This is a genomic window from Janthinobacterium sp. GMG1, from assembly GCF_034427795.1.
Classification (GTDB): domain Bacteria; phylum Pseudomonadota; class Gammaproteobacteria; order Burkholderiales; family Burkholderiaceae_D; genus Janthinobacterium.
Genome location: NZ_JAXQNT010000011.1, coordinates 127,667 through 146,278 on the forward strand (window position 1 = coordinate 127,667; position 18,612 = coordinate 146,278).

Below are 18,612 nucleotides of genomic sequence, written 5' to 3' on the forward strand. Positions count from 1 at the left end.
ATGACAACGCAACAGATCGGCCACTTTATTGGTGGCAACCCCATGGCTTGGCGCTCCGAGCGCACGAGCGACGTCTTCAATCCCGCCACGGGCGCCGTGACGGCGAAGGTGGCGCTGGCCACGCCTTCCGAACTGAACGCGGCTGTGGCCGCCGCCCACGCAGCGTTTCCCGCCTGGTCGCAAACGTCGCCGTTGCGCCGCGCCCGCGTCATGTTCAAGTTTAAGGAATTGCTGGAAGAACACTCGGATCAATTGGCCGCGCTGATCACGGCAGAGCACGGCAAGGTGTTTACGGATGCCAAAGGGGAAGTGACGCGCGGCATCGAAGTAGTGGAATTTGCCTGCGGCATCCCGCAAATGATGAAGGGGGAATATTCGGAACAAGTGGCCGGCGGCATCGATGCCTGGTCGATCCGCCAGGCGCTCGGTGTCTGCGTCGGTATCACGCCCTTCAACTTTCCCGTGATGGTGCCAATGTGGATGTTCCCGATGGCGATTGCCTGCGGCAATACTTTCGTCTTGAAACCATCGGAGCGCGACCCGTCCGCCAGCCTGCTGCTGGCACAACTGTTGACGGATGCGGGCTTGCCCGACGGCGTCTTTAACGTGGTGCAGGGCGACAAGGAAGCCGTGGATGGCTTGTTGCACCACCCGGATGTGCGCGCCGTCAGCTTTGTCGGTTCCACGCCGATTGCCGAATACATCTATGCCACCGGCTGCGCGCAGGGCAAGCGTGTGCAGGCGCTCGGTGGCGCGAAAAATCACATGGTCGTCATGCCGGATGCGGATATCCCGCAGACGGTGGACGCCTTGATGGGCGCGGCGTTTGGCTCGGCCGGCGAGCGCTGCATGGCCATTTCCGTCGTCGTGGCGGTCGGCAATGTGGCGGACCAGCTGGTCGAGGCGCTGGTGCCGCGCATCGCCGCCTTGAAAATCACGCAGGGCATGGATTTGTCGGCCGAGATGGGGCCTGTCGTCACGCAAGTGCACAAGGATAAAATTGCCGGCTACATCGCCACAGGCGTGAAAGAAGGCGCGAAACTGGTCAGTGACGGACGCGGTTTCGTGCTGCCCGGCCACGAAAACGGCTTTTTCCTTGGCGGCAGCCTGTTCGACCATGTGACGCCGGAAATGACGATCTACAAGGAAGAAATTTTCGGGCCCGTCCTGTGCATCGTGCGCGTGCCCGATTTTGCCACGGCGCTGGATCTCGTCAACGCGCATGAGTACGGCAACGGCACGGCGATCTACACGCGCGATGGCAACACGGCGCGCGAGTACACGCACCGGGTGCAGGTGGGCATGGTAGGCGTCAACGTGCCGATTCCCGTGCCGATGGCTTTCCACAGCTTCGGCGGCTGGAAGCGCAGCCTGTTTGGCGACCATCACGCGCATGGCCCGGAATCCGTGCGCTTCTATACGAAACAGAAGGCCGTCACGCAGCGCTGGCCCGCTTCCACGGCCGCCGGCGCCGAGTTTGCCATGCCGACCCTGAAGTAAAAACATCTGGTTCGCTTCTTGCTTACTGCAATGGTTGTGTTTAGCCATTGCAGATCGCTCCCATGACGTCCAGCCGTACCCAGCCTTTGCGCATCGTTGTCGTCAACACCATCGTCGAGCACGGCGTGCACGAGAATGCGGCTTTGGCGGCCCAGGTGCAGCGCGGCAATGCCTTGCGCATCGGCTTGCTGGAATCGGGCTACGATATCGTTGCCTCCCTGCCTGCCGACCTCTACCTTCCCGAGCGCATTGCGCAGCTGCAGCCTGACCTCATCATCATCGACGCCGAATCGGATGCACGCGACGTGCTTGAGCACATCGTCATCGCCACGCGTGACGAGCGCCGTCCCATCGTATTGTTTACCGAAGACGGCGCCACGGCCAGCATCGACGCGGCCATGGCGGCCGGCGTATCCGCCTATATCGTGGCCGGCTTGCAGGCCGAGCGCATTCAACCCGTGCTGAACGTGGCCCTCGCGCGCTTTCGCCAGGAAGAAAAATTGCGCGCCGAATTGCTCGACACGCGGCACAAGCTGCTCGAACGCAAGGTGATCGAACGGGCCAAGGGCTTGCTGATGACGCATCACGGCTTGACGGAAGACCAGGCTTATCAGCGCTTGCGCAGCATGGCCATGAACAAGAAACTCAAACTGGCAGAGATCGCCCAGCGTATCCTCGACGTGGAGGACTTGCTGGGATGAATCGTCCACTTTCTGATACATGCTGGTGCAGTGCACCATTGCGGTGCGTTTCCAGCTGCCTCGGACTGGATATGCACAGGCACGGTCCTTGCTGCTGGTCGGGGAGAGCCTTGCCCACGGTGGCGCGGCAAAACAGTACTTATCAGCAAGGAATGGTATGACAGAGCAAGCGGGCAAAGAGGCGGGACATGGCACCCAGGTGAGGCGATCCCTGCAACCGGAAAAACAGACGATACGCATCGGCTACCTGCCGCTGACCGATTGCGCCTCGCTGGTGATGGCCTCAAAACTGGGCCTCGATGAAAAGTACGGCATCAAGATCGAACTGAGCCGGGAGATGTCGTGGGCCGGCGTGCGCGACAAATTGAATAGCGGCGAACTCGACGCTGCCCACGTGTTGTACGGTCTCGTGTATGGCGTGCAGATGGGCATAGGCGGGCAGCAGCACGACATGGCCGTATTGATGAATCTCAATCACAGCGGCCAGGCCGTCACCCTGTCGGCGGCGCTGGCGCGCGAGGGCGCCCACGATGGTCCCACCTTGGCGCGGCACATGCGCGGGGCCGCGCGGCCGTTTGCGTTTGCGCATACTTTCCCGACCGGTAACCACGCGATGCTGCTGCAATACTGGCTGGCCGCGCAGGGCATCGATCCGCTGCGCGACGCGCGCGTGATGACCGTGCCGCCGTCGCAGATGGTGGCCGCCTTGCGCGCGGGACAGATGGATGGTTTTTGCGCCGGCGAACCATGGGGCTACAAGGCCATCGTCGATGGCGTGGGCGTGACGGCCACCACCAGCGGGGCCATCTGGCCCGATCATCCGGGCAAGGTGCTGGGGACCAGCGCAGCGTTTGCCCAGCAGCATCCGAACAGCTGCCGCGCCCTGATTGCCGCCGTGCTCGAGGCGGGCCGCTGGATCGACGCCAGCGACGCCAACCGGCTGGCGATGGCGGCCACTCTGGCCGAGCCCGCTTATCTGCATACGCCGCAGGAAATGCTGGCGCCACGCATCCTCGGTCACTACCAGGATGGCCTGGGCAAGACCTGGGACGAGGCGCACGGCTTGAAGTTTTACGGCGACGGCGCCGTGAATTTCCCGTATTTGTCGGACGGCATGTGGTTCATGACCCAGCACCGGCGCTGGGGGTTGCTGCGCGACGAGCCCGATTACCTGGCGGTGGCAAGGCAAGTCAACCGCATCGACCTGTACCGCCAGGCGGCGGAAATGACTGCCACGCCAGTACCAAAGGCCGCCATGCGCAGCTCGACCCTGTGCGACGGCGTCGTGTGGGACGGCAGCGCGCCGGAAGCCTACGCGGCATCGTTTGCCATCGGCCATTTTTTCTGATTGGAGAGTGCATCATGGCGCAATTTGGAAGCGTGACCCTGGTCGGCGCCGGTCCCGGCGACCCGGACCTGTTGACCCTCAAGGCGGTGAAGGCCATCGCGCGGGCCGACGTGGTGCTGATCGATGACCTCGTCAACCCGGCCATCCTCGCGCATGCGGCACAAGGCGTGCGCGTGGTCGAGGTGGGCAAGCGGGGCGGCTGCGCGTCCACGCCGCAAGCCTTCATCGAACGCCTGATGCTGGCCGAAGCCCGTGCCGGCCTGCACGTGGTGCGCCTGAAAGGGGGCGACCCGTATCTGTTCGGGCGCGGCGGCGAAGAGCGCGCCTATCTGCGCAGCCACGGCGTGGCCGTCGAGGTGATCCCCGGTATCAGCAGCGGCCTGGCCGCGCCATCGTCCATCGGCGTGCCGCTGACGCACCGCAGTTGGAGCCAGGGCGCGATTTTCGTCACGGGTCACGGCAAGGATAGCGCGTCGGAACCGAACTGGCTTGCGCTGGCGCAAAGCGGCCTCACCCTCGTCATCTACATGGGCGTGGCCAGGGTGGCCGCCATCCAGGCGGGCTTGCTGGCCGGCGGCATGGCGCCGGGCACGCCCGTGGCCGTGGTGCAATCGGCCAGCCTGGCAGCCCAGCGCGAATTGCTGAGCACTCTGCGGGATTTGCCCGCCGACTTGCAGGTCAGCGGCCTGGGCAGCCCCAGCATCATCGTCGTGGGCGACGTGGTGCGCTGCGCCGATGCCTGGGATGACCATGGTGCAAGCACATTGCAGGCTGCCTCGGTTTGAACTCAGCGGATCGGCAGGGCTACGGGACGGATGGGGGCCGCATCGCCGCCGCGGAATTTCAGCGAGGCGCCGATGAAGGCAAACTGGTAGACCTTGTCGCGTGACAAGCCTTCCAGGTCGACCAGTTCCAGGATGGGCGTGCCCTGCTGCGCCAGCAGATACGTGTGCACGGGCAGGTAGTTGCCCGCCACTTCGGACGGAAACGCTTCGAAACTGAGGTTGTCCGCGCCCACCACCATGGCGCCGCCATCTTCCACAAGGAATTTCGCTGCATCGAGCGACAGGCCGGGCGGATTCGCCATGTACGCTTGCGCCTGCTCATAGTGCTGCATGCGGCCCGTGCGTATCAGCACCACATCGCCCTTTTCCAGCGTGACCTTCTGTTTGGCCAGCGCGGCGCGCAAGTCTTGCCGCGTGACGCGGTAATTGTCGGGCAACTGTTGCAATCCTTTGGCCACGGCCACGTCGATCAGCACGCCGCGCGCGATGATGGGCGGCAGTTTTTCCGCGCCCGTCACGGTCCAGCCCCGGTCGCCCAGGTATTGCTCTTCCGTAAAACCGTTCCAGATCTTGCCGTTCAAGCCGAAATGGTTGAGCGCGTCGATATGCGTGCCCATGTGTGCATACATGGACACGGCCGAACCCGTGTAACTGACGTGGCGGTTCATCTGTTCGCCCACATGCATCGAGTCAGCCACCACGTTGCCCTTCGGCGTGTGCGTCATCCACATCTGGTAGGGCGGATCGCCTGCCGCCTGCCAGCTGGGCATGCCGATATAAAAATCGACGGCCAGGTCGTAGCTCTTGCCGCCGTCGATGCGCGCCAGGATGGCGGCGCGCGATGTCGGCGTCATCAGGTTCAGGCGGCCGATTTCGTCTTTCGGCCCCCAGGGGCTGATGCCCACTTCGGGCAGGGCGGCGGCCGGGGCGGCTTGCACTGTGGCGGCCAGCAGGGCCAGCAGCAGGGCGGAAAGGGCGGCGGATGGTTTGAACATGGGGTACTCCTTGCGTGACATGAATGAAGAAGCCGCCATCATATTGTTTTCCATTTTAATGATAATCAGCGATAAAATAATAAGATATTCAACTGGATGGAAATAATCATGGATGTCCTGGCGCACATGCGCGTGTTTCGCAAGGTGGTCGAGCGCGACAGCTTCAGCAAGGCGGCGCTGGACCTGAATCAGTCGGCGGCGGCCATCAGCAAGCAGGTGCGCCAGCTGGAGGCGCATCTGGGCACGGTGCTGCTGGTGCGCACGACGCGGCGCATGAGCTTGTCGGACGGCGGGCGCGCCTACTATGCTGAATGCTGCCGCCTGCTCGATGAAATCGATGCGCTGGAACTGGGCACGCGCGGCTGTACCGGCAAGGTGGCGGGGCGGCTGCGCGTGAATGCGCCGCTGTCGTTTGGCCTGAAGGTGCTGTCGCCGCTGCTGCCGGTGTTCATGGCCCGCTATCCGGACGTCAAAATCGAGATGACCCTGGACGACCGCCTGCGCGACGTGGTGGGCGAGGGCTATGACGTGTCGCTGCGCATCCGCGCCGCGCTGGCCGATTCGTCCCTAGTGGCGCGCCGCCTGGGCGACATCGAGCAAATGATTTGCGCATCGCCCGCCTATCTGGCGCTGCGCGGCACGCCCCGGCTGGCGCAGGACTTGCACGGCCACGATTGCCTGGCCTACCGGCTGGCCGACAGCCCCGGCGTCTGGCAGCTGGCCGGGCCGGAAGGGAGCAGCAGCATTGTCCTGCCCGTGCGCTTTTCCGCTGACAGCAGCCTGCTGCTGGCCGACATGCTGGTGGCGGGCATCGGCGTGGGGGCGCTGCCGTCATTCGTCGCCGCCCCGCTGCTGGCCAGCGGCGCCCTGGTGCGCGTGCTGCCGTCGCACGGCATGGCCAGGCGCGGCGTGTATGCCTTGACGCCCGACGGACGCCACGTGCAGGAAAAGGTGCGCGCCTTTTGCGACTTCCTGGCCGGGGCGTTGCCGGGGACCTAGGCGCCCGGTGTTTTCCAGGGCAACCATCGGACGCGCTTTTTTTCTTTCACAAGCGCGTGGGGCAGGGGCTTTGATAGTATCCTCGTACTTGCTGGGCGGCGGGGCGCCGCACATTCAAGGAAACCGGAATAAGCGATCGACAATGCACACTTTGAGCAAGGGCGGGACGGGATCAGGCATCAGGATCTGGGCGGGTGGCTTGCTGCTGGCATTGGCGGTGGGCGGCGCCCTGTACGCGGGTGCGGCGCGCACGGTCAATGACGACGCCGAACAGCGTTTCGACAACCTCACGCATGGCGCCCAGCATAGCCTGATCACGCGCGTAAAAAGCTATTCCGACCTGTTGCGGGGCCTCGAAGCCCTGTTCCGCACCAGCGAGCAGCTGACGCGCCGGCAGTTCCACGATTACGTGGCCGGCCTCGATATCGCGCGCCAGTTCCCGGCCATCGAGTCGGTCAACTACGCGGTGGCGCTGACGCAGGCGCAGCGCGCGGCCTATGTCTCCGGCGTGCGCGGTGACACCAGCCTGGCGCCGCGCGGCTATCCCGCCTTCACCATTCGTCCGGCGGGGGAGCGGCCGGAATACACGGTGCTCACTTACCTGGAACCCGATTCCCTGCTGGCCGAACGCATGGGCGTCGATATCGGCGCCAACCCGCTGGTGGCGCAATCCCTGGCGCAGGCGCGCGACAGCGGCGAGGTCAGCGCGTCAGGCCAGGTGATCATGATCAAGGGGCCGCCCGCGCACATTGGCCTGGGCATGCGCCTGCCCGTGTACCGCAACGGCATGCCGCAAGGCAGCGTGGCCGAGCGCCGCGCCGCCTACCAGGGCTCCGTCGGCATCGGCTTTGGCGTGGCGCAGCTGGTGCACAGCGCGCTCGAACGCAGCGCCCTGGAGCCGCTGCACCTGACCCTGTACAGCGCCGCCGAAGCGCAGCCTGCCGATGGCGTCTGGCGCATCACGCCGCAGGACCGCCTGCTGTTCAATGACGACGACGATCTGGCTGCACCGCCGCCGCAACCGGGCAGCGATGCCGACTATTTCGACCAGGTGCTGCCCGTGGCATACCAGGGCGGCCTGTGGAAAGCCCATTTCCGCGTGCGCAAGGCGGAACTGTACAGCCCCTTCGACCGCTATTTTCCCTGGCTGGCGCTGGCCGTCGGCGTGGCCGGCACCCTGCTCATTTATGGCTACATCTTTACCTTGTACCGTTCGCGCCGCAACGCGGTGGCGCAGCGCACCCTGCTCGATACGGTGCTCGACAGCGTCGACGCCTACGTCTACATGAAGGATGCCGACCTGCGCTACCGCTACGTGAATGCGCGCACGGCGAAGATACTGGGCCGTTCGGCGGAGCAGCTGATCGGTCGCCAGGATGGCGAGTTGATGCTCGGCGATGCGGCGGCGTCGGTGCAGCTGACGGAGCGCCAGGTGTTCGACAGCGGCGCCAAGTTTGTCGGCGAGGAGCGTTTCGTCGATGCGCAGGGCCAGGTGCATCACCTGTGGAGCGTGAAGGTGCCGCTGGGCTTGCCCGGGCCCGTCACGGGCCTGATCGGCCTGTCCACGGACGTGACGGAACTGCACCGCCTGAAGGAGCAGGCCGACGCGGCCAGCCAGGCCAAGAGCGACTTCCTGTCGAACATGAGCCATGAGATCCGCACGCCGATGAACAGCATCATCGGCATGGCGCACCTGGCGCTGAAATCGGTGGCCGACGCGCGCCAGCGCGACTATCTGCAGAAAATCTTCCATTCGGGCCAGCATTTGCTGGGCCTGATCAACGATATTCTCGATTTTTCCAAGATCGAGGCGGGCAAGCTGGAACTGGAAGTGCTGGACTTCCGTCTCGACACCCTGCTGGCGAATATCGCCAGCCAGCTGGGCGACGCGGCCGCCGTCAAGGGCCTGGCACTGCAGTTCGATATCGCGCCGGAACTGCCGCAGCGCTGGCGTGGCGACCCGCTGCGCCTGGAGCAGGTCTTGCTGAACCTGACCAGCAACGCCATCAAGTTTTCCGACAATGGCAGCATCTTCGTGCGCGTGCGCCAGTCCGAGGAGCGGGGCAGCCACGGCATGCTGCGCTTCGAGGTGCAGGACCGCGGCATCGGCATGAATCAGGAAGAGGTGGCGCAGCTGTTCCGCTCCTTCCACCAGGCCGACCCGTCGACCACGCGCAAGTATGGCGGCAGCGGCCTGGGGCTGGTGATCAGCAAGCAGCTGGTGGAGCTCATGGGCGGCAAGGTGGGCGTGTACAGCCAGCCTGGCCTGGGCAGCACCTTCTGGTTCACGGCGCGCCTGGAGAAAAGCGCGCAGGCGGCCGACGAGCGCATCGCCGAAGTCGAGCCGGAAGTACTGGGCGTGATCCGCGGCGCCTCCATCCTGCTGGTGGAAGACAACGTCTTCAGCCAGCAGGTGGGCTGCGAACTGCTGGAAGACGCCGGCGCCACCGTCTGCGTCGCCTGCAATGGCCGCGAAGCGCTGGAATTGCTGGCGCACCAGCGCTACGACTGCGTGCTGATGGACGTGCAGATGCCGGAGATGGACGGCTTCGAGGCGACGCGCCGCATCCGCGCCGATCCGCAGCTTGCCGGCTTGCTGGTGATCGCCATGACGGCCAATGCGGGCAGCGAAGACCGCGCCCGCTGCCTGGAGGCGGGCATGGACGAATTCGTGACCAAGCCGATCGCCCCGAATCTGCTGTTTCACCTGCTGGCGAAATGGTTCCGGCTGCGTGGAGGCATCGGCGGCATCGGCCATGCGCGCGTGGGTGACAGGCTGGTGGCAGTGCCGAAGGCGCCGCCATCGGGAGCCTCGCCGGAGTTGCGCGACACGGCCATCCTCGACCTGGCCACGCTGGCGCTCACGTTCAGCAATGACCCCGTGAAGATGCGCAAATACACCCAGCTGTTTCTCGACACGGCGCGCGACGGCATCGCCGAAATGGAGCAAGCCATGGCGCTGGAAGACCTGGGGCGCCTGGCCGACCTGGGCCACCGCAGCAAATCGTCGGCACTGGCCGTGGGCGCGCATGCCTTTGCCGGCCTGTGCGCGTCGATCGAAGGTTTGCGCGTGGGCGGCGACCTGCAGCAGGCGCGCGCCCTGTTGACAGCCCTCGGACCGGCGCTGGCGCAGGTGGCGGAACAAATTTCTGTGGAATTTGCCGCCAGCGACGCCCCCTGACGCAGGCAGCGGCGATAATATGCCTTTGACGTCTCCGGCCACCCGGCCGGAGGCGCGGCAACCCATCGGATCAGCATGCATACTCCCGTCACGCCCGGCCTCCTCATCCTGCATGGCAACCAGCTGGAACAGCTGCGCGCCGCCGTCTTCCAGTGGCTGCGCCAGCATCCGCTGGCACCGCTGGAAACGGATATCTTCCTGGTGCAGTCGAACGGCGTGGCCGAATGGCTGAAGATCGCCCTGGCCGAGGAGATGGGCGTATGCGCCGCCACGCGCATCGCGCTGCCGGCGCGCCTGCTGTGGGAGAGCTACCGCGGCATGCTGGGGCGCGAGCGCGTCCCGCGCGTGTCGCCGTTCGACAAATCCCCGCTGACGTGGCGCTTGATGCGTCTATTGCCCTCGCTGCTGGCCGACCCGGTGTTTGAGCCGCTGCGCTACTTCCTTGCCGATGGCGATAGCGAACGCCGGCTGCAGCTGGCCGAGCGCCTGGCCGACCTGTTCGACCAGTACCAGGTCTACCGCGCCGACTGGCTGGCCGACTGGGCCGCAGGGCGTGACCAGTTGCGCACGGCGCGCGGCGAAGCTATCCCATTGAAGGCGGACCAGCGCTGGCAGGCGCAGTTGTGGCGCGCCGTGGCGGCCGACGTCGAGGCTTTCGAGCGCGACACGGGCCGCGCCGACATCCATGACGCCTTCCTGGCGGCGATCGCCGCCGGCGATGCGCCTGCCGGCAAGCTGCCGCGCAGGGTGGTGCTGTTTGGCGTGTCTGCCTTGCCGTACCAGACCTTGCAGGCGCTGGCCGCGCTGGCGCGCCACACGCAGGTGGTGCTGGCCGTGCCGAATCCATGCCAGTTTTACTGGGGCGACATCATCGACGGGCGCGACTTGCTGCGCGCGCAAAACAAACGCCAGCGGCAGCGCAACGGCACCGACCTGGCGCAAATTCCGCTCGAAGAACTGCATGCGCACAGCCACCCGCTGCTGGCCAGCTGGGGCAGGCAAGGGCGCGACTTCATCCGCATGCTCGACGAATTCGACGAACACGCGCAAGCCGAAGGGCGCGACGACAGCCTGCGCATCGACCTGTTTGGCGAGGAAACGGGCGAGACCCTGCTGCAGCAGGTGCAGGTGGCCATCCGCGAACTGCGCCCGCTGGCCGAACACGAGCAGACACCGCCCGAGGCAGGCGACCGCTCGATCGAATTTCATGTGGCGCACAGCGTGCAGCGCGAAGTGGAAGTGCTGCACGACCAGCTGCTGGCCATGTTCGCGCACAGCGCCGAGACGGGCTTGCGCCCGCGCGACGTGGTGGTGATGGTGCCCGACATCGACACGTTCACGGCCGCCATCCACGCCGTCTTCGGCCAGTACCGGCGCAATGACGAGCGTTTCATTCCGTTCGAGATCGGCGACGTGAAGGACCGCAGCGTCAACCCGCTGCTCGTTGCGCTCGAATGGCTGCTGCAGTTGCCGCAACAGCGCTGCCGCCAGAGCGAAGTGCGCGACCTGCTCGACGTACCGGCGCTGGCGGCCCGCTTTGGTCTGCAGCCGGACGACCTGGCCACTCTGGGCGCCTGGATCGAAGGGGCGGGCGTGCGCTGGGGCCTGGACCAGGCACACCGTGCCGGCCTGGGGCTCGGTGCGGCCGGCGAACAGAATGCGTGGATCTTCGGCGTGCGGCGCATGTTGCTCGGCTATGCCAGCGGCAGTGGTGCCAGTTTTGGCGGCATCGAGCCGTATGCGGAAGTGGGCGGCCTCGATGCGGCGCTGGCGGGCTCGCTGGCGCAGCTGGTCGAGGCGCTGCTGCACTGGCGCAGCGTGCTGGCCGGCGCCTGCACGCCGGCCGAATGGGGCGTGCAGGCGCGCGCGCTGCTGGCCGCCTTCTTTGACGCCGACGACGAAGGCGACCGTTTGACCCTGGCGCAGCTGGAAGGCGCCTTGCAGGGCTGGCTGGAAACCTGCGAACACGCGGGCTTTGTCGAGCAGGTGCCGCTGTCCGTGCTGCGCGTGGCGTGGCTGGGCGCGCTGGACGAGCCGACCCTGAACCATCAATTCGTCTCCGGCGGCGTGACCTTCTGCACCCTGATGCCGATGCGCGCCGTGCCATTCCGTGTCGTATGCCTGCTGGGCATGAACGATGGCGACTTCCCGCGCCGCGCGCCGAAGGCCGATTTCGACTTGCTGGCGCTGCCCGGCATGGCGCGCCCGGGCGACCGCTCGCGCCGCGACGATGACCGCTACCTGATGCTCGAAGCCTTGCTGGCCGCGCGCGACAAACTGTACGTGAGCTGGGTGGGGCGCAATGTGCGCGACAATTCCGAGCAGCCGCCGTCCGTCCTCGTGTCGCAGTTGCGCGATTACCTGGCCGCCGGCTGGTCGCTGGACCGGTATTTGGCAAGCCTGACGACCGAGCACGCGCTGCAGCCGTTCAGCCGCCGCTATTTCGAGGCCGATGGCTTGCTGACCTACGCGCGCGAATGGCGCGTCGCGCATGCCGATGCCGATGCGCAGGCCGCCGTGCTGCCGCTGGGCCTTTACGAGCTCGATCCCGGCACGCGTTTGAAACTGGGTGAGCTTGCCAGCTTTTTGCGCCAGCCCGTCAAATACTTTTTCCGCCGCCGCTTGAGCGTATATTTCGCCGATGCGGCCATGCTGGGCGAGGATGAAGAGCCGTTCGGCCTGAATGCGCTCGAGCGCTATCTGCTGGAAGACACCATGCTGGACGACGGCGGCGCCGTCGAAGCGCTTGATGACGTGCGCGCCAGCCTGGAAGCGCGCGCAGCGAAGCTGGCGCGCGAAGGCGTGCTGCCCATCGGCCTGATCGGCCGGCAAGTGCAGGCGCAATTGGTCGAGGCGCTGGTGCCCGTGCGCAGCGCGTGGCTGTCCTTGCGCGCCTCGTTCCCGTACGCGGCCGACAAGCGCGCCATCAACTTGCCGTTTGGCGAGCTGCAGATCGACGACTGGCTCGACAAATTGTGCAGCAACGGGCAGGAGACGGCCTGGCTGATGCAGATATCCTCGAAAGTGACGGACAAGGGCGGCCTGGCGCGGGGCGACAAGCTGATGCTGATGTGGCTGCGCCAGCTGGCCGCCGCCGCCCTCGGTTTCCCCGTCACCGGCTACCTGGTGGCGCGCGACGCCATCGTCAGCATGGCGCCGCTCGATCCGGCCAGCTCGCGCGACGTGCTGGCCACCTTGCTGGCGCTGTGGCGCGAAGGCATGAACCATCCGCTGCCGACGGCCTGCAAGACGGGCCTGGCGCTGGTGCAGCAGGGTGACCCGCGCGCCGTGTATGACGGTGGTTTTGAACTGTCTGGCGAGCGCGACGAACTGTGCCTGGCGCGCCTGTGGCCCGAGTTTTCCGCGCTGGCCGCGGAAGAAGCCTGGGAAGACTGCACGCGTGAGCTGTATGGCCCGCTGGCCGACTGGCTGCAGCAGCACATTACGATAGACCCGATCAGCGCGCCCGATGATGGTGCGGGAGAAGAACAATGACGAGCCATCTGCTCAACCCCCTGGCGTTCCCGCTGCATGGCTCGCGCCTGATCGAAGCCTCGGCCGGCACCGGTAAAACCTGGACCATCGCCGCGCTGTACGTGCGGCTCGTGCTGGGGCATGGCGACGACGACAGCCGTTTTACGCGTCCGCTGCTGCCGGCCGACATTTTGGTGATGACGTTTACCCGCGCCGCCACGCGCGAATTGTCGAACCGCGTGCGCGAGCGCCTGATCGAGGCGGCCGCATATTTCCGCCACGAGTCTGGCGGCAGCGATCCGTTTCTCGATGCCTTGCTCGAATCCTATCCGGACGAGAGCGAGCGGCAAAAGGCCGCGCACCGGCTGATGCTGGCCGCCGAGACGATGGATGAAGCGGCCATTTTCACCATCGACGCCTGGTGCCAGCGCATGTTGCGCGAGCACGCGTTCGACAGTGGCAGCCTGTTCGACGAAGAACTGGTCAGCGACGAGCAAGCCCTGTTCGAGGATGCGGCCCACGATTACTGGCGCCAGCAAGTCTATCCCTTGCCGCCGCAGGCGCTCGACGTGCTGCTGGCCTGCTGGCCCGACGTGGGGGCGCTGAAGAAGGGCGCGCGCGAGCTGGCGCGCCGCGCGGACATCATGCGCATGGCGGACGAGGAACCGTTGTCCGTGCTGATCGCGCGCGAACAGCGGGCGCTGGCCGCGCAGCTGGCCACCCTGAAGGCGGGCTGGGTCGAGCGCGTGGACCGGATGGCCGCCTGGATCAATGACCACCGCGCCGCCAATCCCAAGTGTTTTAATGGCGTCAAGATGAAGCCGGAAAACCTGGCGAAGTGGTTCGACGGCTTGCGCCGCTGGGCGCAGGATCCGCTCTTGCTGCAGCCGGCCATCACGGCCAAGGCGTGGGAGCGCTTGACGCCGTTCGGCATCGAGGATGCGTTTGCCAAGAGTTTCACGGCGCAGGTACCCGAGTGCTTCGACCATACCGAGGCGCTGGGGATCGCCCTGGCGGCCCTCACGCCGCTGGCGCACAAGCTGCACCTGCATGCGGCGGCGGCCATCGCGCGGCGCATGGATCAATTGAAACGCCAGTCGCGCCAGTTCGGCTTTGCCGACATGCTGCAGCGCCTGCACGACGCGCTGGCTGGCGAAAACGGCGCGGCCCTGCGCCAGCGCATCGTCGACCAGTATCCGCTGGCGATGGTCGATGAATTCCAGGATACGGCGCCCGCCCAGTACCAGATTTTCAATCTGCTGTACCGCATCGCCGACAACGACCCGGCCCTGGGCCTGTTTTTGATCGGCGACCCGAAACAGTCGATCTACGGCTTTCGCGGCGCCGACATCCAGAGCTACCTGGCGGCGCGGCGCGCAACAAACGGGCGCCATTACCAGCTGGGCACCAACTACCGTTCGACGGCGCCGCTGGTGGCGGCCGTCAACCAGCTGTTCCTGCATGCCGAGCGCGACGAGGTGCCGGCCGGCGCCTTCCGCTACCGGAAAAACGGCGAGAACCCGCTGCCGTTCGAAGCCGTCGATGCCAAGGGCCGCGCCGAATTTTTGGTAACAAAGGATGGCGCCATGCCGGCGCTGATGGCCGCCTGCGCCAGCGATGAAGGGCTGCGCGGCGACAGCTACCGCGAGTATTTCGCGCAGCACTGCGCCGAGCACATCGTCGCCATGCTGGGCGATGCGCAAGCAGGTTTCGATGGCCCGGACGGTTTCACGCGCCTGCAGCCGGCCGATGTGGCCATCCTCGTGCGCGACCGCAAGGAGGCGGCGGCCATCCGCCGCGCGCTGGCGCGCCGCCGGGTTGCCAGCGTCTACCTGTCGGACAAGGATTCCGTCGTCGACAGCGAGGAAGCGCAAGACGTGCTGCGCTGGCTGGCAGCGCTGGCCAACCCGCTCGACGGGGGGCTGGCGCGCGCCGCGTTTGCCACGCGCACCATCGGCCTGTCGCTGGGCGAACTGGCGCGGCTGTCGAGCGATGAACTGGAATGGGAACGCCGGGTCGAGCAACTGAAGGCCCTGCACCTGATCTGGCAGCGCCAGGGCGTGCTGGCCATGCTGCGCCGCTTCATCCACGAATTGCAGCTGCCGGCCATGCTGCTGCAGCAGACGGGCGGCGAGCGGCGTCTGACGAATCTGCTGCACCTGGCCGAATTGCTGCAATCGGCCAGCCGCCAGCTCGATGGCGAGCAGGCGCTGATACGCTGGCTGGCCGAGCAGATCGCCGGCGAAGGCGAGGGCGGTGACGAGCGCGTGCTGCGCCTGGAAAGCGATGCGGAGCTGGTGAAAGTCATCACCGTGCACAAGTCGAAGGGGCTCGAATACCCGCTCGTGTACCTGCCGTTTGCCGTCACGGCGCGCAAGGTGGACAAACGCAACCGCAGCTTCTTCGAGTATGCGGGCGAGGAAGGCGAACGCCGCCTCGATCTGTCCCTGTCCGACGAGGCCATGGCGGCGGTCGAAGAGGCGCGCATCGAGGAAGACTTGCGCTTGCTGTATGTGGCCCTGACGCGCGCGCGCCACTTCCTGTGGCTGGGCGTGGCCGCCCAGGCGGCGCGCAAGGCGGGCGAGAACACCTTGCACGAATCGGCGCTCGGCTATCTGCTGACGGGCGGCGACAAGCTGCCGGCGGAGCAACTGCTGCTGCGCTGGCAGCAGGTGGCGGGCAGCTGCGACGCCATCTATGTCAGCGCGCTGGCGCAGCCCGACGCCTGCACGGTGCTGGACCGGGTCGAGCGGCGCCCCGAGCTGCGTCCCGCGCCCGTGTTCGCGGGCGAATTCGAACGCGACTGGTCGGTGGGCAGCTTTACCTCGCTGACGCGCCAGATCGGCGCCGTGGCGGCCGCGCACGTGCCGCAGCGGGCGCTGGAAGAAACCCTGCTGGAAGATGGCACTGGCGTGCCAGCCGCCTCGCCGCTGCAGACGGGCGACGCCCCGTGGCACCGCTTCCCGCGCGGCTCCGTGCCCGGCAACTTCCTGCACGAGCAGCTCGAGTGGATGGGCGGCGAAGGTTTTGACAGCGTCCACGAGGCGCACTTCGACACGCGCCTGGCCGCGCGCTGCGAGCGGGCTGGCTGGGGCCATCGCCAGGAAGACGCCATCGCCTGGCTCAGGGAAGTCGCCGTCACGCCGCTGCCGCTGCTCGATGCGTCTCTGTCGCAGCTTAATAGCACCCTGTCCGAGATGGAGTTCTGGTTCCCCAGCGAGCATTTGTCCACGGCGGCGCTCGATCAGCTGTGCACGCGTTTGCTGCTCGACGGCGCGCCGCGTCCCGTGCTGCCGCGGCGCCAGCTGCACGGCATGCTGAAAGGCTTTGCCGACCTGGTCATCGAACAGGATGGCCGCTACTGGGTGCTCGACTACAAGTCGAATGCACTGGGCGCCAACGACGCGGCCTATCACACGGCCGCGCTGGCGGCTGGCATGGCGCAGCACCGCTACGATATCCAGGGCGCCATCTACATGCTGGCCCTGCACCGGCTGCTGAAAAGCCGCCTCGGCGACGCGTATGACCCGGCCGAGCACCTGGGCGGCGCCATCTTCCTGTTCCTGCGCGGTATCGCGAATGCGGATACGCATGGCTGCTACTGGCTGGCGCCGCAGCTGGAACTGCTGGACGGCCTCGATCAATTATTGTCAGAAGAAGTGGAAATAGCATGAACCATGACGTGGCCCTGGACGCCCTGTTTGCCCATGTCGACGGCGTCGCCGGGGATGGCCATCTGCGCCGCCTGAGCGCCGCCTTTGCCCGCTTCATCGCCAGCCTGGACGAGCAGGCGCCAAATGCGCCCGCCGTGGCCGTGGCGTGCGTGGTGCTGTCCGAGCTGGAAGGGCGGGGCCACAGTTGTTTGATGCTGGCCGAGCTGGCCGGCGAACCGTCGCAGTTGCTGGGCTGGAGCGAGGAGCTGTGGCATGGCGTGCTGGCCGTTTCCGGCCCGCTGCCGGACAGCGTCGATGGCTGGCGCGCGCTGCTGGCTGGCGCGCCGCAGGTGTGGCAGGTGGATGCCCACGACATGCGCCAGCCGCTGGTGCTCGACGGCGACCGCCTGTACCTGCGCCGCTACTGGCGCGACGAGACCCTGGTGGGCGAGAAAATCGCGCTGCGCGCGCAGGATTTGACCAATCCGCCGCTGGCGCAGGTGCGGCAATGGCTCGACACCCTGTTCGACCAGCCCACGCAGGATGGTGGCCCGGACTGGCAAAAGGTGGCGTGCGCCATCGCCTTGCGCGGCAAGGTGGCCATCATCACGGGCGGGCCGGGGACGGGCAAGACGTACACGGTGGCCAGTTTGCTGACCTTGCTGTTTGCCGTCTCGCCGCAGCCGGAGCAGCTGCGCATCGCGCTGGCCGCGCCCACGGGCAAGGCGGCCGCGCGCCTGAAGCAGTCGATCGACAAGGCCTTGAGCGGCCTGGCGGAAAAGGTCGGGGAAGCCTTGCCCCTGCTGGAACTGGCGCGGCGCATGGGCGCGGCCCGTACCCTGCATAGCTTGCTGGGTGCGCGGCCCGATACGCGCGCCTTTGCCCACCACGCGGGTAATCCGCTCGACGTCGACGTGCTGATCGTCGATGAGGCGTCGATGGTGCACCTGGAGATGATGGCGTCCGTGCTTGACGCCTTGCCGCCCACGGCGATCCTGATCCTGCTCGGCGACAAGGACCAACTGGCGTCCGTGGAGGCGGGCGCCGTGCTGGGTGACTTGTGCCACGACGCGCAAGCGGGCGGCTATACGGACGCCACCATCGCGTATGCGCAGGCGGCCAGCGGCGTGGCCATTCCCGCCGCCTTTGCGGGAGCGGCCGGTGCGCTGGCGCAGCAGACGGTGATGCTGCGTCACAGCCACCGTTTCAGCGGCCCGATCGGCGAACTGGCCTTGGCCGTGAACGGCGGCAGGCCCGACCTGGCCAGGGCGTGCTTCGCCGGCGACAGCGGCGGCCAGCTGGCGTGGACGGTGCCGGCGCAGCAGGAAGACGTGCTGCGCCTGGCCTTGCGCGGGCGGCTTGACGCGCCGGGCGGGTATCAGCCGTATTTGCAACTGGTGAATGCTGGCGAAGCCGCGTACGGGCAGCATGACGACTGGGTGCGCGCCGTGCTGCATGCGTTTGAAGCATTCCGCATCCTGTGCGCCGTGCGCGAGGGCGAGTGGGGCGTGGCGGGCCTGAACACGGCCATCGAGCTGCGGCTGGAAAAGGAAGGCTTGATACGCCGCAGCGAATGGTATGTGGGCCGTCCCGTGATGGTCACGCGCAACGACTACGGCACTGGCGTGTTCAATGGCGACATCGGCCTGACTTTGCGCGACCCTGCGCGGCCCGGCTCCCTGCGCGTGTACTTCCTGGAAGGCGAGAACGTGCGCAGCGTGCTGGCCACGCGCTTGCGCCATGTGGAAACGGCGTTCGCCATGACGGTGCACAAATCGCAGGGCTCGGAATTTCGCCATACGGTGCTGGTGCTGCCGCAGGAAGGCGGCACCATGCTGGCGCGCGAACTGGTCTATACAGGCATCACGCGTGCGCGCGACTTCTTTACCCTCGTCTCGCCTACGCAGGCCGTGCTGTTCGATGCGATTCTGCGCCGTACGCAGCGGGCCAGCGGCTTGAGGGGGCTGATCGGCTGA

10 protein-coding genes are annotated in these 18,612 nt (G+C 66.5%); 9 read left to right on the top strand and 1 reads right to left on the bottom strand.

Annotated elements, in window-relative coordinates; all coding sequences use genetic code 11:
- The 4 genes from SJI03_RS24160 to cobA all read left to right on the top strand — a co-directional run bounded on the left by SJI03_RS24160 (position 1) and on the right by cobA (position 4,334).
- Positions 1-1,500: a CoA-acylating methylmalonate-semialdehyde dehydrogenase gene (locus tag SJI03_RS24160; protein WP_322428897.1), complete on the top strand. Its 1,500-nt coding sequence runs from the start codon at positions 1-3 to the stop codon at positions 1,498-1,500.
- Between the two features lie 62 nt (positions 1,501-1,562).
- On the top strand, positions 1,563-2,201 hold the full coding sequence (locus SJI03_RS24165; RefSeq protein ID WP_099380218.1) for an ANTAR domain-containing response regulator: 639 nt from the start codon (positions 1,563-1,565) through the stop codon (positions 2,199-2,201).
- Between the two features lie 157 nt (positions 2,202-2,358).
- Positions 2,359-3,549, top strand: a complete 1,191-nt coding sequence (locus SJI03_RS24170; protein WP_322428898.1) for a CmpA/NrtA family ABC transporter substrate-binding protein — start codon at positions 2,359-2,361, stop codon at positions 3,547-3,549.
- 14 nt (positions 3,550-3,563) lie between these two features.
- Positions 3,564-4,334, top strand: a complete 771-nt coding sequence (gene cobA / locus SJI03_RS24175) for a uroporphyrinogen-III C-methyltransferase (protein WP_322428899.1) — start codon at positions 3,564-3,566, stop codon at positions 4,332-4,334.
- A gap of 2 nt (positions 4,335-4,336) precedes the next feature.
- Here cobA and SJI03_RS24180 read toward each other — a convergent pair whose 3' ends face one another.
- A complete protein-coding gene (locus tag SJI03_RS24180; RefSeq protein WP_322428900.1) occupies positions 4,337-5,329 on the bottom strand; it encodes a cyclase family protein in 993 nt (330 codons plus the stop codon).
- Positions 5,330-5,437: 108 nt separating this feature from the next.
- Here SJI03_RS24180 and SJI03_RS24185 point away from each other — a divergent pair, with 108 nt between their 5' ends.
- From SJI03_RS24185 to recD, 5 genes are all read left to right on the top strand, one after another.
- Complete coding sequence (locus SJI03_RS24185) at positions 5,438-6,328, top strand: LysR family transcriptional regulator (RefSeq protein ID WP_322428901.1); 891 nt, start codon at positions 5,438-5,440, stop codon at positions 6,326-6,328.
- 142 nt (positions 6,329-6,470) lie between these two features.
- Complete coding sequence (locus SJI03_RS24190; RefSeq protein ID WP_322428902.1) at positions 6,471-9,509, top strand: CHASE domain-containing protein; 3,039 nt, start codon at positions 6,471-6,473, stop codon at positions 9,507-9,509.
- A gap of 75 nt (positions 9,510-9,584) precedes the next feature.
- Positions 9,585-13,004, top strand: a complete 3,420-nt coding sequence (gene recC / locus SJI03_RS24195; protein WP_322428903.1) for an exodeoxyribonuclease V subunit gamma — start codon at positions 9,585-9,587, stop codon at positions 13,002-13,004.
- Complete coding sequence (gene recB / locus SJI03_RS24200; RefSeq protein WP_322428904.1) at positions 13,001-16,657, top strand: exodeoxyribonuclease V subunit beta; 3,657 nt, start codon at positions 13,001-13,003, stop codon at positions 16,655-16,657. Before recC ends, recB begins: the two co-directional genes overlap by 4 nt.
- On the top strand, positions 16,654-18,612 hold the full coding sequence (gene recD, locus SJI03_RS24205; protein WP_322428905.1) for an exodeoxyribonuclease V subunit alpha: 1,959 nt from the start codon (positions 16,654-16,656) through the stop codon (positions 18,610-18,612). The genes recB and recD overlap by 4 nt, the downstream gene beginning before the upstream one ends.

Coding starts and splice junctions, on each gene's coding strand:
- recC (WP_322428903.1), top strand. CDS start 9,585: ATGCATACTCCCGTCACGCCCGGCCTCCTCATCCTGCATGGCAACCAG.
- SJI03_RS24185 (WP_322428901.1), top strand. CDS start 5,438: ATGGATGTCCTGGCGCACATGCGCGTGTTTCGCAAGGTGGTCGAGCGC.
- SJI03_RS24190 (WP_322428902.1), top strand. CDS start 6,471: ATGCACACTTTGAGCAAGGGCGGGACGGGATCAGGCATCAGGATCTGG.
- SJI03_RS24180 (WP_322428900.1), bottom strand. CDS start 5,329: ATGTTCAAACCATCCGCCGCCCTTTCCGCCCTGCTGCTGGCCCTGCTG.
- cobA (WP_322428899.1), top strand. CDS start 3,564: ATGGCGCAATTTGGAAGCGTGACCCTGGTCGGCGCCGGTCCCGGCGAC.
- SJI03_RS24170 (WP_322428898.1), top strand. CDS start 2,359: ATGACAGAGCAAGCGGGCAAAGAGGCGGGACATGGCACCCAGGTGAGG.
- recD (WP_322428905.1), top strand. CDS start 16,654: ATGAACCATGACGTGGCCCTGGACGCCCTGTTTGCCCATGTCGACGGC.
- SJI03_RS24160 (WP_322428897.1), top strand. CDS start 1: ATGACAACGCAACAGATCGGCCACTTTATTGGTGGCAACCCCATGGCT.
- recB (WP_322428904.1), top strand. CDS start 13,001: ATGACGAGCCATCTGCTCAACCCCCTGGCGTTCCCGCTGCATGGCTCG.
- SJI03_RS24165 (WP_099380218.1), top strand. CDS start 1,563: ATGACGTCCAGCCGTACCCAGCCTTTGCGCATCGTTGTCGTCAACACC.